Origin of the sequence: Vibrio nigripulchritudo ATCC 27043, assembly GCF_000222685.1 — a bacterium.
GTDB lineage: Bacteria > Pseudomonadota > Gammaproteobacteria > Enterobacterales > Vibrionaceae > Vibrio > Vibrio nigripulchritudo.
On sequence record NZ_AFWJ01000057.1, the window covers coordinates 61,059 to 76,640 of the forward strand.

Sequence of the window (15,582 nt, forward strand, 5' to 3'; positions counted from 1 at the left end):
ACTCTTCTATGGTGTATTTTACTTCAAATTCTCAAGAGATTTCCTCTGAGACTGCTGCCAGGACTGATCGAGCTTCCAAAGTCGAAGACTTCTTTAACGGCAAAGCCGATTTAACGGCACTTGCAGCGATTGAAGAAACACTGCAACACGATTACGAATACTTCCTCTGCAAACTGTCTGACGTAGCAGTTTCTGGTCATTCAACGGATTTTGAGGTGCCAGAATCCCCCCTGACTACAGAAGCATTTTGCAATTTCCTGCAGGGCCTGCTCACTTGCAGTGCCCCTGTTTTTTCTCCTGAATTCGTCGGACACATGACCTCTGCTTTACCTAAGCATGCCATCATGATGTCCAAAATCCTGGCGGCAACAAATCAGAATGTCGTTAAGGTTGAAACGTCCAATCAGTTCACGGCGCTTGAAAAAAGCATCATTAACTATTTCCACAAGCTCTGTTATCAATCGGATTACTCTGAGGGTTCAATCTCATCAGAACTTAGCCTGGGAAACTTTTGCTCTGGCGGAACAGTTGCCAATCTTTCTGCACTGTGGGTTGCACGAAATCGAGCTTTAGGAGCCAATGTTGGAGAGGTAGGCTTACTCAAGGCACTTAAAGATTGCCCTTACGATGATCTGGCTATCGTGGTCTCGGAAAGTGGTCACTATTCACTAAAAAAAGCCGCGGACTTACTGGGTATCGGCAAAGAGAGCCTCATTGCGGTGAAAACCGACTCTCACCACAAGATAGACATTGCTGACCTTCGCAAGACGTTATCCAGGCTGCGCGACGACAACATCGGAGTACTTGCCATTGTCGGCGTTGCGGGCGCCACTGAAACAGGGGTTATTGACCCTCTGAATGAGATGGCGGATTTGGCGCGTGAATACCAGTGCCACTTTCATGTCGATGCTGCGTGGGGCGGAGCGAGCTTGCTGTCCGATCAGCACCGTGAACTGTTTTCTGGGATTGAAAAAGCGGACTCCGTCACTATCGACGCCCACAAGCAGCTTTATGTCCCAATGGGAGCGGGCATGGTGCTGTTCAAAGATCCTCATGTCGTTCAGTCAATTTCGCATCATGCTAACTACATCATCAGAAAAGGCTCTGATGATTTAGGTGCCCATACTATCGAAGGGTCTCGTGGTGCAGTCGCCGCTATGGTGGCGGCAAACCTTGCGTTGTTGGGTAAAAAAGGGATGTCTCAACTGATTGATAACAGTATTGAGAAAGCCAAAGCACTGGCAACACATATAGCGACCCTGACTGACTTTGAGCTGACCAGTGACCCTACGCTTTGCATTCTCACCTATCGATACGCCCCTGATTCTCTGATGTCATCTCTGAATCTGCTGGATGCAGAATCCCGTTATGCCGCGTTGGAGATGTTAGACGAGCTTAATAAAGAGATACAGGAAACCCAGCGTGATACTGGTATTGGGTTTGTGTCCCGTACCAAGATTCGAGTTAACAAAGAAGAACAAAAGCGCGTTGTGTTTCGCGTTGTACTGGCGAACCCTCTAACTCAAATGTCCCACCTGACTGCCATTCTCGATGAACAAATCCGCATCGCCAGTCAGAGTGAAGGTTTAACGAAACTCAACCAGTACATCCAGCACTCGTTAAAGCGTTCCGCATAATAAATAGTTGAAGTTTATGAGAGAACAGATCTACCAAACCGTAAAAGCGTCAGCGAACCAGCCTGCGCTATGGGTTGCCAATCAGCATTACAGTTACCAAGAGCTAACGGGACGAGCGAGCCGAATCGGTGAGGCTTGCGTTTCACTCGGAACCGAAAAGGTGGCGATTCTTGCGCACCGCAGTTTCTACGCTTATGCCAGCGTATTAGGGTGCTATCTGGCTGGCTTAGCCTGGGTACCGATGAATAATAAAAAGTCGCCTGCTCAGCTCGCCGAGATCATGCAGGATACCGCAACTCAGGTCTTGGTTTGTGATGCAAACCACCAGAGGTTGTTGAGGCTGATGCTTGAAGAAGCAGAACAAAGCTGGACAATCCTCTTCGATTCGGACATCGATCTTGATGAATGGGAACAAACATTTCCCGCGCACAGCTTTCAGGTTTTAGATGAACCACTAGCCTCAACAGAGGTGCTTCGCCCGGTTCAAGACGATTCGCTGGCTTACATCATGCACACCTCAGGTTCAACGGGGAAACCCAAGCGAATTCCAATCTCGTATCACAACCTTTCGTGTTACTTAGAGAATATTCGTGATGCGCTTCCGTTAGAAGCGTCTGACCGCGTTGCCCAGTTTTCAGATCTTAGTTTTGATCTATCAATACACGATATGTTTTCTGCCTGGATGCACGGTGCCTGCTTATATTGTGTGCCAGAGATCCTGAAAACCAATCCGGTTCAGTTTATTCGCCACCACGAAATTACCACTTGGTTATCCGTTCCGTCCGTCATTGATTTGTCCATGCAGCGTGATGCGCTAGAACCGGGTTCAATTCCATCATTAAAACTAAGCATTTTTTGTGGTCAGGCACTTGCCACTGATTTGGCTCATCAGTGGCAGCAAGCCACAGGGCAAAAGGTGGTCAATATTTATGGACCTACCGAGTGTACTGTCACGGTCACAGCACATACGTATTCCCCTGAACACGACAGTGATCAGATTTCAGTCCCTGTTGGTAACGCGTTTCGTAAAGATACCTTGGCCATTGCCAATGAAGCGGGAACACCCGTGCTTATTGAGTCACTGAAAGGTGAGACTCAGGGAGAGCTTTTCATCCGAGGTGTTCAGCTAGCAGGCGAGTACTGGAATGACGATGAAAATACTCAACGTGCTTATTTTACCGATGGTGCCGGCACTCTCTGGTACAAAACCGGCGACCTTGTGAAATGGGACACTAACGTACTTCACCACCTCGGGCGCAATGATCATCAGGTCAAAATTGCGGGTCACCGTGTAGAGCTAGGTGAAATTGAAACGGTCGCTAGAAAAATTACGGGGCTGGCATCAGTTGCCGCTGTTCCATGGCCTTTGAGCAAGGCTGGGTACGCCAACGGTGTCGTGGTGTTTTTTCAGTCAGAGAACACATTGAATCATCCAGAGATTATTCGAGCGTTTGCCCAGCAGTTACCGCGGGCAGTTTCACCTAAGCAAATCTTTACGTTAGAAAAACTGCCAAGAAACATCAACGGCAAAACAGATGTGAATGCCCTATACCAAAAACTACAGGAGCTAGCCTCGTGAGAGTAGAAAACTTTATCAACACTTATATTTCCAATTTAGTCGCGCCGGGTACACAAGTTGTCGAAAACGACGCATTCTTTGATTACGTTGACTCGTTTTCATTCATTGATCTGATTACTAACGTGGAAAGTGAGTTTGGTTTTGCCGTTGACTTGATGACCGTGGACTTTGATCTGAATGCCACCATTCGTCAGGTTCTGGACTGGTTCAACCTGCATGACCGATAACCACAAACTCGAAAAAATTGCTAAACGAACCCGCACTTTTATCCGGACTCCTTTTCTTTTTAAGAAGTGTTTAGCCAGCATGATTGCCCCCATTCTGCATTCCACTCGATATAAGATTGCGAATCAGGGGTTGATGCGAGTTTTTCCTGACAGCCAGCCAGAATGGCGGAAAAAGGTTTCCAGAGCCGCGGCAAAACAGACGCTCGATAACCTTATGGGGATTTGCCACTTAAATGCGTTAAATTTCCAGTCTGATGATGGCTTACAACAAATCATCGAGCAGGCAAAACAAGGAAAGGGTGGGGTGATCCTGTGTCCACATACCGGTATCTATGATGCAGTGACATGGTATTTAAACCAGCAGGGCGTGCCTACTCAGACGATTTTTGGCGCGGGTAAAGATGGCAAACGCGAAACGGAAAATACCATCATCGAAGTTGTGGCGGATGAGCTGGACATTCCTTTTGTGGAGCGCGGAAACAACAGTATTCTTGGGCTAGTGCAGTCAATTTCAAAGGGAAACTGGATAATCTTCCACATGGATCTGAGGTCTGAAGGTGTTGCGGCCGAGTTCTTTGGTTTCGAAACCCAGATTCCTGCGACCCCCTTCTTTATTGCTCAGAAGCTAGGCTGCTCTGCTTATCTTCACCACACCTTATCTTCTAAAGGCACTCAGACTCTTAGTTTTGCTAAATTAGAACCAAGAGACGATCTAGTTGGTAAAGCAAGAATGGAAGCCGAGGCGAACATGGCAATGGAATACATGGAAGCGGTGATTCGGGAAAATCCGGAACAATGGATTTGGCATTATAATCGTTGGAAGTGATTCAACAACATGCTCAAGTAGCCTGAGGATGCGAAGTTATAATGAAGGGAAGCGCTCGCTTCCCTCTGTTGTTTATTCTTTTAGTGTGTGACTCGTTTAAACTGAGACAGGATAAAAATCATCGCGGCGCTGATCACCACAGAAGGACCAGCGGGTGTGTCCAGATTCCACGAGAAGGTTAGCCCGCTCAACACGGCAATAACACCAAACACCGATGAGAGAACCGCCATTTGCTCTGGTGTGCTGGAAAAACGGCGCGCTGCCGCAGCTGGAATAATCATTAATGATGTAATAAGCAGGGCACCTACGAACTTCATGCCAACGGCGATTACTATGCCCACCAGTAACATCAGTATCAGTCTCATAAAATCTGTATTGATGCCTTCGATATTCGCCAATTCTTCATTGACGCTGCTGGACAGCAATGGCTGCCAGAAGTACACCAGTACAGCAATAATGAAAATGCCACCAGCAAAAATAAACGTCAGATCTTCCGGTGATACGGCGAGTAAGTCCCCGAAGAGATAACCCATTAAATCAACACGTACGTTGTCGAAAAAGCTTATCGCTACTAAACCGAGCGAAAGCGAGCTGTGTGCCAATATGCCCAAGAGCGTATCGGTAGCGACGACTTTTTGCTTCTGGAGTGTCACCAGAATCATCGCCAGAGCGACGCAGCACACCACCAGTGCCAGATAGATGTTGATGTCGAGAAGAAAGCCAAGTGACAAACCCAGCAAAGAAGCATGAGCCAGAGTGTCGCCGAAGTAAGCCATTCTTCGCCAGACCACGAATGAACCTAAAGGACCAGCGATAAGGGCGATGGCAATACCAGCAATAATAGAAGGTAATAGAAACTCAATCATGTTTGTGACCGTGTTGAGAATGTTGACAAGTTTCAGCGTTTCCAGAAACCGCGTCTCCAGAAAGATCGTGATGATGAAGGTGATCGTGCTGATAAAACGCTAGAGATTCGCGATTGCGATGTCCAAAGAGCGCGATATAAGAAGGGTGTTCACTGACCGCGGCAGGTGTACCTGAACAACAGACGTGATGATGAATGCACACCACGTGATCGGTTTTAGCCATAACCAAATGCAGATCGTGAGACACCATCAGCACCGCACAGTTAAATCGATGCCTCAGATGGTCAATAAGGTTGTACAGGTCTATTTGTCCCTGAACATCGACACCTTGTGCGGGTTCATCCAGAACCAACAGTTCAGGACGGTGAAGCAGGGCACGTGCCAGCAATACGCGCTGGGTTTCGCCACCAGACAGGCGGTGCATGTTATTTTTAAGAAGGTGAGAAGCACCCACTAATTTCAGTGCCTCTAAACGCTCTTGTTTACTGTATTTCCCTGCAAGCTTAAGAAAGCGCTCAACGCTTAGCGGCAGAGTATCGTTGAGCCTCAGCTTTTGAGGGACATAGCCAATTTTGGGCTTACCAACAAAAGAGAGTTCACCATCAAATCGTTTATTGAGTCCAAGCAGAACCTTAACCAAGGTCGACTTTCCTGCCCCGTTTGGACCGATCAGCGTAGTAATCTGGCCTTTGTGTAATTCGAGGGAGATATTATCGAGAACTGGTTTGTCACCAAATTGCACCCGAATGGAATTTAGGGAGGCGAGAAGAGTCATCATTAACCGCTATTGCAATGTTATTATGTTATAATGTAACATTTGTCCCAATACCATCCAAGTTAAGATTACTAGAGGACGAAATGTCACGTTTTGGTCGTTTGTTTTTGCTGCTCAGCCTTTTTCCTGCCTTTGCCAATGCAGCAAACGTTTTAAGCTCAATTAAGCCTATTCAATTAATCACAAATGAAATCACGGAGGGAGTATCCACGTCAGAGGTACTGCTGTCCACTAATACTTCACCTCACGACTACGCACTTAAACCATCCGATGTAAAAAAAATCAGAAAAGCGGATCTGGTTGTCTGGGTTGGGCCAGAATTAGAAACATTTCTAACAGGTGTCATGGAAAGCCACTCAGGCGCTTTTGCATTGCATGATCAGCCGGAAATGATTTTGCGCGAATACGGTGGCTGTGGCTGTGATAAAGACAAACATGATGATCATCATGAAGGTCACGACCACGATAAGCACGATCATGACAAACATGACCATGATAAACATGATCACCATGACCACGATGATCACCACGGACATGGCAGCCACGATGGTCACAATCATGGCACACACGACATGCACATCTGGTTGGGACCTGAGCAAGCATTACAAGCTGCAACAACTATTGCTAATAAGCTTTCAGCCATTGATGAAAAAAATGCACAGCGCTATCAAGATAACCTTAAGAAGTTTGAAAGCAACTTAAGTGCAACAATTGCTGAGCTAGAGAAGAAATTATCGCCTGTTCGCCAAAATGGATACTTTGTTTTCCATGATGCGTACGGATATTACGAAAATTACTTTAAATTAAATAACTTAGGTCACTTTACTGTTAGCCCTGAGCGCAAGCCGGGCGCAAAAACCTTAAACAAAATACGTAAAAAGCTTGAATCTAAAGATGCACATTGCGTATTCTCTGAGCCACAATTTACTCCAGCTGTTATTAACTCGGTCACACGTGGAACGGACGTAAACAAAGGTGAACTCGATCCACTTGCGGTTAGCATTAAAGTACAGCCTGGAGCTTATTTCGACTTCTTGAAGTCGTTAGGTACTCAATTTTCTAGCTGTCTATCTGAATGAAAAATATCCAAGTCGCTGCCAAACAATGGCAGCGATTACCTAAAAAGCACAAAATTACTATTATGAGTCTGGCGGTACTGACAGTTGCAGTATCGCTATGGCGTCCCACCCCTCCAATGGTTGTTTCCTCAGATGTTTCTCCAGAGCGCATAGAGATCGATCTGGAAGTCGAACAAACCGAATCATTAGCCGATCAGAACAGTGAGCCTTTAGGGGCTCAGATAGATTCTTTCGCACCAGAGTTTTCAGCGCCTAAAGATGAGCTAGAAGAAGCCCTTAGCCAGGACAGCGAACCTACCCATTCGCATGTTGTTGCCAAAGGTGAGCTTCTCAGCACCGTGTTTGAGCAGTACGGTCTTCGCCTGAATGACATGTATTCCCTGATAAATACTGATAAAGCCGCTGAGCGCCTTCGCCCGGGAATGAAGCTTAACTGGACTCTTAACGAAGAAGGGCGTTTAAAAGAGCTTCGCATTGAGCGCAATGCCAAACAGTACGATCTTTACACTCTGACTGACTCTGGTTACGAATATCAAAGATTAGAAAATACGGGTGAACTCAAACCTATTCTGATCAACGGGCAAATTTCAGGAAGCTTTTACCAGTCTGCCATCAATGCGGGTTTAACACCTGGTCAGATTGCCACCATCGTAAAATCCATGCAGTGGAAGTTTGATTTTGGTCGACGAGCCAGAAAGGGCGATAAGTTTGCTGTTCAATTGGAGCAAGAATTTATCGATGGAAAAGCGGTAGGTCGTGGTGAAGTGAAAGCCATGTTGTATGTGAATGGCGGCAAAGAGTATTCAGCGGTTAAGTTTGAAGATAACCGATTCTATGATGCTTCAGGTCAGAGCCTTGAACAGGCATTCAACCGCCTTCCAACCAACAAACGATACCGTGTTAGTTCGCGATTCAACCCTCACAGAAAACACCCGGTAACTGGAAGAGTATCCCCACACAACGGAACCGACTTTGCTACACCCATTGGAACGCCTATCTATGCAACGGGCGACGGTAAAGTGGTGAAAGCCAGAAGTCATCCTCTGGCTGGTAAATATATCGTGATCAAACATGGTCGCGAATACATGACCCGATACCTGCATTTACACCGAATTCTGGTGAAAGTAGGGGACAATATATCTCGTGGTCAGAAAATTGCGCTCAGTGGAAATACAGGTCGTTCGACAGGTCCACACTTGCATTACGAGTTCATCAAAAACTCCCGCCCCGTAGACCCGATGAAGGTTCAGCTCCCGAAAGCATCGGATGTTCCAAGTGCTAAGTTGCCGGAATTTAAAGAAAATGCCGACGGTGTTATGCAGATTTTACGTGATCAAATCTAGATAAATGAAAGGTGCAGCTCGCTGCGCCTTTTTTATTCATCATAATTCGTATAACTTATCTAGCTACTCAAAATCGCCTCGCTTAAAGAATGGCGGTAGAGTTTATTTGCTGCTTAGAAAAAGGGAAAAGATTTGATTACGCGCGTCGTATTCATACTGATATTGCTCGTGGCAAGCCAAAGCTTGCGTGCGCACGAGGACAATTCCATCTTTTATCCTTTGCCATTCCAGATGCAAGGGCAGTCTCTGACGGCGAAAAATCTCATCTCAGGACCTGATGGTGGTCTATGGATCCACGATATCCACGGTCAGTTACGTTTCTTTGATGGTCAGCACATCCTTCCGCGCTCAGGCAGCGTATTTGAACGCAAATTGGCTCAGGTTGCCTACAGCCGGCAGTACTTCTGGTTTGCGGAAAAAAATCAGATATACCGGTTCAAACCCAATTATGAACGAGAACTGATTGCGACTCTTCCTGCCAATCGACAAGTGTTAAGGATTGGCGTCAGCAGTCGGTACATCTGGGCATCAACCGCAGAACACCTCTATACCCTAAATCTGGATGATGAATCCTTAACGGAATTTCCCCTCAATTTCGTATACCGGAGTAGCTCTAAGAACCGGGTTATCATCAATGATGCTAAGTATGTTGATGGACGCTGGATTCTGGGTACCACGGAAGGTGTCTACTTTAATCAGGGCAAAAAGTTCTACCACATACGCTCTTCCGCTAAACATCATATAGAAGCACTCCACTTTTCACTCAAGCGCCGTGAGTTGCTGGTCGGTACGTTGCGGGGTGCGCGAATCATAAGTATTGATAACGAATCCAGCGAATCTAAAGTGATTGGGCGTTCACACGTATTAGCGATTGAAGAGACCGACACGTCGTACTGGCTAGGCACTGAGAACGGCATCTATATCTACCATTTCCTGACAGGCGAGACGACGCATATCGCCTCAAACTATCAGGATGACTACGCTTTACCCGGCGATCATATTTACGATCTCTATAACGACGGGCAGGGCGGTATTTGGGTTGCGACAAATAAGGGAATCAATTATTTCTCACTCTACAGCCGTCTGTTTGAGCGTGTAAGGTTTGGCAATACCTTGCAGCACCTTGGGCTTGGTAACATTAAGCAAGTCTTTACCTCGACTGATGGAACACACTGGATTGGCACCGATCAGGGCTTCTATAAGTTAAACCCTAAAAATATGCACCATCCGAAAAGGCTTTTGGAAGGTTGTGTAAACGATTTAGTTCAGCAGGGCGACCATTTGTGGTTAGCCATGACAGATGGACTTCGCCGGTTCAATATCCGTACTCTCGAACTGGAAACAGACCTTCTTCCCAGTCAGCTCAATCAAAGAGAGATTAACCGAATAACGGTTGATAGCAGTGGCATGCTTTGGGTGGCTACCGAAGAAGGATTGATTCGTTATCAGCCCGAAGAGAAAGTGATTGAGAACTTTGGGTATGGCTGGGTGGCAAGACAGTATTTTCCAACTCAGATTACCCACTTGTATACCTCTGCCTCTGGAACGGTTTGGATCGGCACTGATCATGGGTTGTACTATTACATCAATGGGCGTCTACAACTGGACAGACAGGGCGATGCGCTGTTAGCTCGTACCTTAGACATGTCGGAAGCGATTGATGGTAAAACATGGCGCATCAGCAGTCGTGGCTTAAGTCTGTATGACCCTAAAACCCGCTCTCAAAAAGGTGTTCAGTTATTTGAGCCTGACATCAAGCCTCTGTGTAGTGTGACCACGAAACGCGGTATGTGGCTTTCAACATCGAAAGGGCTCAGTTTCTATTCCAATGAAGGTCAGTTATTACACCACTATGGTGCACCTTTTGGTTTGATAAACAATGAGTTCCTGCCTGACGTGTGTTCCGTTGGTCCTAATGGCGACAGTCTGATTTTCGGATCTAAGCTCGGTGTGATACTCACATCTGAAACCGCGCTCAAGGCAACACAGCTTCCGCAGAGTAAGGTTAAGTTTGGGCAAGTTCTGTTAGACAGAAAACCCTTCGAATTTGCCCCGGACAGCAGCAAGTCTTACGTAGTACCTCATGGAGAGAACCTGTCTTTCGTGCTTGGTGTTCTTCCCGATTTCGATGTCTGGAGCCTGGAATATCGCCTTCTTGGCAGTCGCAATGAGGATTGGATTTCACTTCAGGGTTCCCAGCTAACCTTTGATTATTTGCTTCCGGGGTCTTACGAACTGCAGGTGCGGACTTCTACGCAATCTGAGGTAGAAGCAGAAGGTTCAAGTTTCTCTTTCTTAGTTGAAACCCCTTGGTATATGTCTGGCTGGTTCATCGCCTATCTGATTCTCTGCCTTATTATATTTGCAGGTCTGATTGTGTTGTGGCGTTCCCGACAAATTCGAAGAATCAACAAAGCACTCCGGGATAAAGTGGAGCTGAGAACCAGCCAGTTGAAGCACCAGAGTGACATGTTGGTAAACAGTAATAAATTACTTAAGCGCCAGATAAACATTCGTCAGTCCTACATTGATAACCTAGCAGGAAAAACCAAGGGTGTGTTCGAAGATATCTGTCAGAGTGGTGCTGAATCTGGTCAGTTTAAAGGTGCCTTTTATCTTCTCCAGCAAATTGTAGACCTCGGCTTCAAAAAACGGGGTGAGTCTAGAGCCAGTCACGATTTAAACATGGTCTGCGACGCAGTGATTACTCATTGGGAAGAAGAGCTGGCGAGGCAAGGCGTTCAGCTAAACGTATACAAATCTCCCGCTGCCATTTCTGTGTACATTGAGCAGTTCAATCTCGATTTCGTCTTACATGGGATGCTAGCTAATGTCTCGAGGCGCAGTAAGCGCGGAGATAAGATTGAGTTAATGGTCGTGACTCACGAGGATATGTGCGGATTCCGAATTCAGGATACGGGCAATCCAATCTCTCAGCAGGAAGTCCTCGGGTATAACTCCTTTAACCAGAAATACAGTGGTGAAGAATGGAGTGCGCTTACCGACACAAGCCTGCAGGGGCTAAGGCGATATGTAGAGTTCGGTGGTGGTGAGTGTTACTTCCGAAAGAAAGACAGCAACATCAATATTATTGATGCACTTTGGTCCAATGCTCCTACTGAGATAAACGAGGAACCTGAAAGCAGCCGCGAGTTCGTTATTCCTGCCCCAGCAATTGTTGAGCCGGATTCCGAAGAGCTACCGACGGAAGAGGAGCTGTGGTTGACTCGAATTCTGGAGTTAGTGGACGCTCACTATCATGACCCGGACTTTGGAACAACACAGGTTGCTAAGATGATTTATACGTCCGAACGTAGCCTTCAACGTAAATTTAAATCGCAAACTGGCAAGACATTTAAAGAGTATCTGAATGAAACTCGTCTGGAGAAAGCTTGCCAACGTCTGATCAGCGGAGAGAAAGTCTCTGACGTTGCCTACGACACAGGATTTAACGATCCATCCTACTTTAGCCAGCGATTTAAGCATCACTACGGTATATCACCGTCCAAATTTATTGAAGCTAATATAGGCGCGTAGGAAGAAGTAGAAATATAGCTTCTCTACACCGTAAATGTCCTTCACACATCAGCAGCTCAACTGATTCTTTAACTCTTATCCCTCTCAATTACCTTTCAGCCTTATTTAACCATCTACGGTACACGACTGCCAATTAAGATGGAGACCGACGATGAAACGTACTGCAAGGCGTCACATTGGTTAAGCCGCACTTTACCCGCATCTATGGGTCAAAACACCGTTAGCAATGATAGGCGTGTGTTAGAGCTGTTTAGAATGAGATGAAACTAAGGGTATATTGAAATATAAATGATACATCAGACGGTTAAGATGTAAGAAAATTCAGTTAGAAGTGAAAGAATTGTTGGATTAGAAAGAATTGTTAAGAAGACCAGAAAAAAAATATCGTGGTATAGCCGGGGGGACTATACCACGGGTGTCAATGACACCTTCGCTTGCTGCCGGAGTGATATAGCCTAAGCTATATCACCTCTGGAATTCTTATCTGAGGCGATTGCCTTTCGATGGGATAACTATATCCTCGCCGACTTATTTTCTTTATTGAATTAACGACACATTGGCATAAGAAATCCGACACTTTTTACTTTTTACCTATAACTCCTTGTTTTGTTTGACTTTATGTTTTTTTGTCTCAGTAGTGAAATCTTCATATTGATAGAATTAGTGTTTAACTATTAAGCAGTTATGTCGTTTTTTTAACGTTTTTGACGAGAGTTAAAATGACGTTTTTGACGTTGTTTCTTCAGGGAACATTAAAAACGGGAACATTGATTGAGCTCAACACTTCAGAACGCTGTTCCGATATATTTAATGATAAAAATAATAATGTTTCTCATTACGAATAATGTCGAGGATACACTGATGAAGCTCTCTGAAATGGGCATAGGCGACAATGCCAAAGTGACCAGCTTGGGTAACCTAACCCAAGAAATAAGAAAAAAACTCATGGTCATGGGGATGTTGCCGGATACTCAAATTAAGTTGGTGCGCAAAGCGCCAATGGGTGACCCACTGCAAGTTGAAGTACGCGGCGTGGTAATTGCTATGAGAGAAAATCTCGCTCAGCAAGTTGAAGTGGAGGTCGCATAATGCAATACGACATTTTAACAATAGGCAACCCAAACAGCGGCAAAACCACTTTATTTAATGCGCTTACTGGCGCAAAACAACATGTTGGCAACTGGGCGGGTGTAACTGTTGAAAAGAAAACGGGTCATTTTGAACACGCAGGCGACCGGTTCGCACTAACTGATCTTCCGGGTATCTATGCGCTAGACAGTGCGGATGATGCCAACAGTATTGACGAGTCTATCGCATCCAGAGCGGCTTTAACTCATCCAACAGATTTAATTATCAATGTTGTAGATGCCACGTGTCTGGAACGCAGTTTATATATGACACTGCAGCTTCGTGAGCTGGGCAGACCAATGATTGTTGTCGTCAATAAGATGGATGCTCTGACTCGTGCTCGTCAAACTCTAGACATCAAAGCACTGGAATCCACTCTTGGCTGTCCAGTGTTTGCATTATCGGCGAATAATAAACAGCAAACACGCACGTTCCGTGAACAACTTCATAAATGGCTTGTTCAGGGTTTACCTGTCGAAGAATTTACTCTGGATTATGGAAACGAACTTGAGCTGGCTATTGATCAAGTTGTGGAAACTTTCGACAACAAAAACAACGCTCGGGCACTTGCATTAAGAGCATTAGGGCAAGACCCACTTGTGGTCAACGCGCTTGATGATAACCAGCGACAAGCTGTGCTTCGTCAAAATGCTGAGCTAGAAATTGACGTAGATTTCCAAGTTGCCAACGTTAAATACACGTTTTTACATCAGGTTTGCCAGCGTGTCCGTAAAGACAAAGGGAAGCTCAGTAGAAATACGACTCAGATGATCGATAACCTGGTCCTGAACAAATGGATAGGCATTCCTTTCTTCTTCTTCGTTATGTACCTAATGTTTATGTTCTCTATCAACATAGGCAGCGCATTTATTGATTTCTTCGACATTGGCGTAGGTACGCTGCTGGTGGATGGTGGACATTATCTGCTTGATGACCACTTACCTGTCTGGCTGGTGACTCTGTTGGCTGATGGCGTTGGCGGCGGTATTCAAACCGTGGCGACCTTTATTCCTGTTATTGCCTGCCTGTATCTGTTTTTGGCATTGCTGGAAAGTTCTGGCTACATGGCAAGAGCGGCGTTTGTCCTCGATAAAGTTATGCAAAAAATCGGGCTACCCGGCAAAGCTTTTGTTCCGCTGGTGCTTGGATTTGGTTGTAACGTTCCTTCGGTGATGGCGACGCGCACGCTTGATCAGGAACGCGAACGTAAACTGGCGGCAGCGATGGCACCATTCATGTCCTGTGGTGCCAGACTTCCTGTTTATGCGCTTTTTGCAGCCGCGTTTTTTCCAGAAGCGGGTCAGAATGTGGTGTTTGCGTTGTACCTGCTTGGAATTCTGGCAGCAGTCGGGACAGGGTTACTTCTCAAGAAAACCCTTTACCCTGGTTCCAGTGAGCATTTCATTATGGAAATGCCAAGCTATGAATTTCCAACCGTGCAGAACGTGTTGTTGAAAACCTGGCAAAAACTCAATCGATTTGTATTAGGGGCAGGTAAAACCATCGTTGTTGTGGTCACTATTCTTAGCTTTTTCAATTCACTGGGGACTGACGGGACCTTTGGAAACGAAGACTCGGAGCAATCTGTTCTGTCTCAGGCTGCACAAATTGTCACTCCTGTATTTGAGCCGATTGGAGTTAAGGAAGAAAACTGGCCAGCAACGGTAGGTATTATTACGGGTATTTTTGCTAAAGAAGCCGTAGTCGGCACACTAAACAGCCTTTACTCAACACCAACTGACGAAGAAGCATCAGAGTTTGATCTATGGGGCAGCTTGAATGAAGCCGTCAATACCATACCTGAAAACCTGTCTGGGCTTAGCTACAGCGATCCGCTGGGTATAGAAGTTGGTGACCTTACCGATTCGAATGCAGTGGCAGAAGATCAGGAAGTAGACAGCAGTATTTTCGGTAACCTCCAGCATTTCTTTGTGACAGGGAATGCCGCATTCGCTTATCTCATTTTCATTCTTTTATACACGCCTTGCGTCGCGGCAATGGGGGCGTATGTCAGGGAATTTGGGCATAAATTTGCGCGCTTCATCGCCGCATGGACCATGCTTCTGGCTTATGGAAGCGCCACACTCTATTACCAGGTGACTCACTTTGCGGAACATCCAGTTTACAGCGCATTCTGTATTGCCGTTGTATCGCTATTGTTCGTTGGTACTTACTTACTCTTAAAAAGAGAAGGAGAAAAGCAGACCGAACTCAGCGAGATAGCCGTGGTATGATTTTAATGGAGTTAAGCGATTATTTGTCTCAAGAGCAAAAAGCCAGCCGAAGCAAACTCGCTAAGCAGTTTGGAATGAGCGAAGATGGCGTAGACGCGATGATGGCAATTTGGATGAAGAAAGGCAAAGTATCCCGAACTCGTGATAAATCGGAATCGAATGTCACCTATAACTGGATAGTTAAGCCTGAGCAAATTGCATTGAATGTTGTGACGGGTTAAATCTGACGTAATCAGAAAGGGATGGTCATCAAAGCCATCCCTTTTTTAATGCTATTTAAAAATAGGAGAGTGCGTTAGGGCTTGGCGTAGCTGACCTACCATCTTTTGCTGATTTTCTTCAGAGCGACGT

12 protein-coding genes are annotated in these 15,582 nt (G+C 45.8%); 10 read left to right on the forward strand and 2 right to left on the reverse strand.

Features of this window, described 5'->3' with window-relative positions; all coding sequences use genetic code 11:
* The first annotated feature begins 8 nt into the window (after positions 1 to 8).
* Genes panP through RH89_RS06995 form a run of 4 tightly spaced genes read left to right on the forward strand, consistent with a single transcriptional unit; the run spans position 9 to position 4,269 of the window.
* The gene (panP, locus tag RH89_RS06980; RefSeq protein ID WP_004400584.1) at positions 9 to 1,637 is read left to right on the forward strand and encodes a pyridoxal-dependent aspartate 1-decarboxylase PanP; all 1,629 of its coding nucleotides are present in this window, start codon (positions 9 to 11) and stop codon (positions 1,635 to 1,637) included.
* 16 nt (positions 1,638 to 1,653) lie between these two features.
* Complete coding sequence (locus RH89_RS06985; protein ID WP_004400585.1) at positions 1,654 to 3,216, forward strand: AMP-binding protein; 1,563 nt, start codon at positions 1,654 to 1,656, stop codon at positions 3,214 to 3,216.
* Positions 3,213 to 3,443, forward strand: a complete 231-nt coding sequence (locus RH89_RS06990) for a phosphopantetheine-binding protein (RefSeq protein ID WP_004400586.1) — start codon at positions 3,213 to 3,215, stop codon at positions 3,441 to 3,443. The genes RH89_RS06985 and RH89_RS06990 overlap by 4 nt, the downstream gene beginning before the upstream one ends.
* Positions 3,433 to 4,269 carry a lysophospholipid acyltransferase family protein gene (locus RH89_RS06995; protein ID WP_004400589.1) on the forward strand — a complete coding sequence of 279 codons (837 nt, stop codon included), beginning with the start codon at positions 3,433 to 3,435 and terminating at the stop codon, positions 4,267 to 4,269. Before RH89_RS06990 ends, RH89_RS06995 begins: the two co-directional genes overlap by 11 nt.
* 80 nt (positions 4,270 to 4,349) lie before the next feature.
* Here RH89_RS06995 and znuB read toward each other — a convergent pair whose 3' ends face one another.
* Both znuB and znuC read right to left on the reverse strand, forming a co-directional pair.
* Complete coding sequence (znuB, locus tag RH89_RS07000; protein ID WP_004400591.1) at positions 4,350 to 5,135, reverse strand: zinc ABC transporter permease subunit ZnuB; 786 nt, start codon at positions 5,133 to 5,135, stop codon at positions 4,350 to 4,352.
* Positions 5,128 to 5,910, reverse strand: a complete 783-nt coding sequence (znuC, locus tag RH89_RS07005; protein WP_022551319.1) for a zinc ABC transporter ATP-binding protein ZnuC — start codon at positions 5,908 to 5,910, stop codon at positions 5,128 to 5,130. The genes znuB and znuC overlap by 8 nt, the downstream gene beginning before the upstream one ends.
* Positions 5,911 to 5,993: 83 nt before the next feature.
* Here znuC and znuA point away from each other — a divergent pair, with 83 nt between their 5' ends.
* From znuA to RH89_RS07035, 6 genes are all read left to right on the forward strand, one after another.
* Complete coding sequence (gene znuA / locus RH89_RS07010; protein WP_004400594.1) at positions 5,994 to 6,989, forward strand: zinc ABC transporter substrate-binding protein ZnuA; 996 nt, start codon at positions 5,994 to 5,996, stop codon at positions 6,987 to 6,989.
* Positions 6,986 to 8,332 (forward strand): murein DD-endopeptidase MepM, encoded by a 1,347-nt coding sequence (gene mepM, locus RH89_RS07015; RefSeq protein WP_004400596.1) that lies wholly within the window; start codon positions 6,986 to 6,988, stop codon positions 8,330 to 8,332. The genes znuA and mepM overlap by 4 nt, the downstream gene beginning before the upstream one ends.
* 132 nt (positions 8,333 to 8,464) lie before the next feature.
* Positions 8,465 to 11,869 carry an AraC family transcriptional regulator gene (locus RH89_RS07020; RefSeq protein WP_004400597.1) on the forward strand — a complete coding sequence of 1,135 codons (3,405 nt, stop codon included), beginning with the start codon at positions 8,465 to 8,467 and terminating at the stop codon, positions 11,867 to 11,869.
* Between the two features lie 861 nt (positions 11,870 to 12,730).
* Entirely contained in the window at positions 12,731 to 12,958 is a 228-nt protein-coding gene (locus tag RH89_RS07025) for a FeoA family protein (RefSeq protein ID WP_004400601.1), read from the forward strand.
* Positions 12,958 to 15,231, forward strand: a complete 2,274-nt coding sequence (gene feoB / locus RH89_RS07030) for a Fe(2+) transporter permease subunit FeoB (RefSeq protein WP_004400603.1) — start codon at positions 12,958 to 12,960, stop codon at positions 15,229 to 15,231. Before RH89_RS07025 ends, feoB begins: the two co-directional genes overlap by 1 nt.
* A 5-nt stretch (positions 15,232 to 15,236) precedes the next feature.
* Positions 15,237 to 15,452, forward strand: coding sequence for a FeoC-like transcriptional regulator (locus RH89_RS07035; RefSeq protein WP_244410402.1), 216 nt, complete (start codon positions 15,237 to 15,239; stop codon positions 15,450 to 15,452).
* Positions 15,453 to 15,582 lie beyond the last annotated feature (130 nt).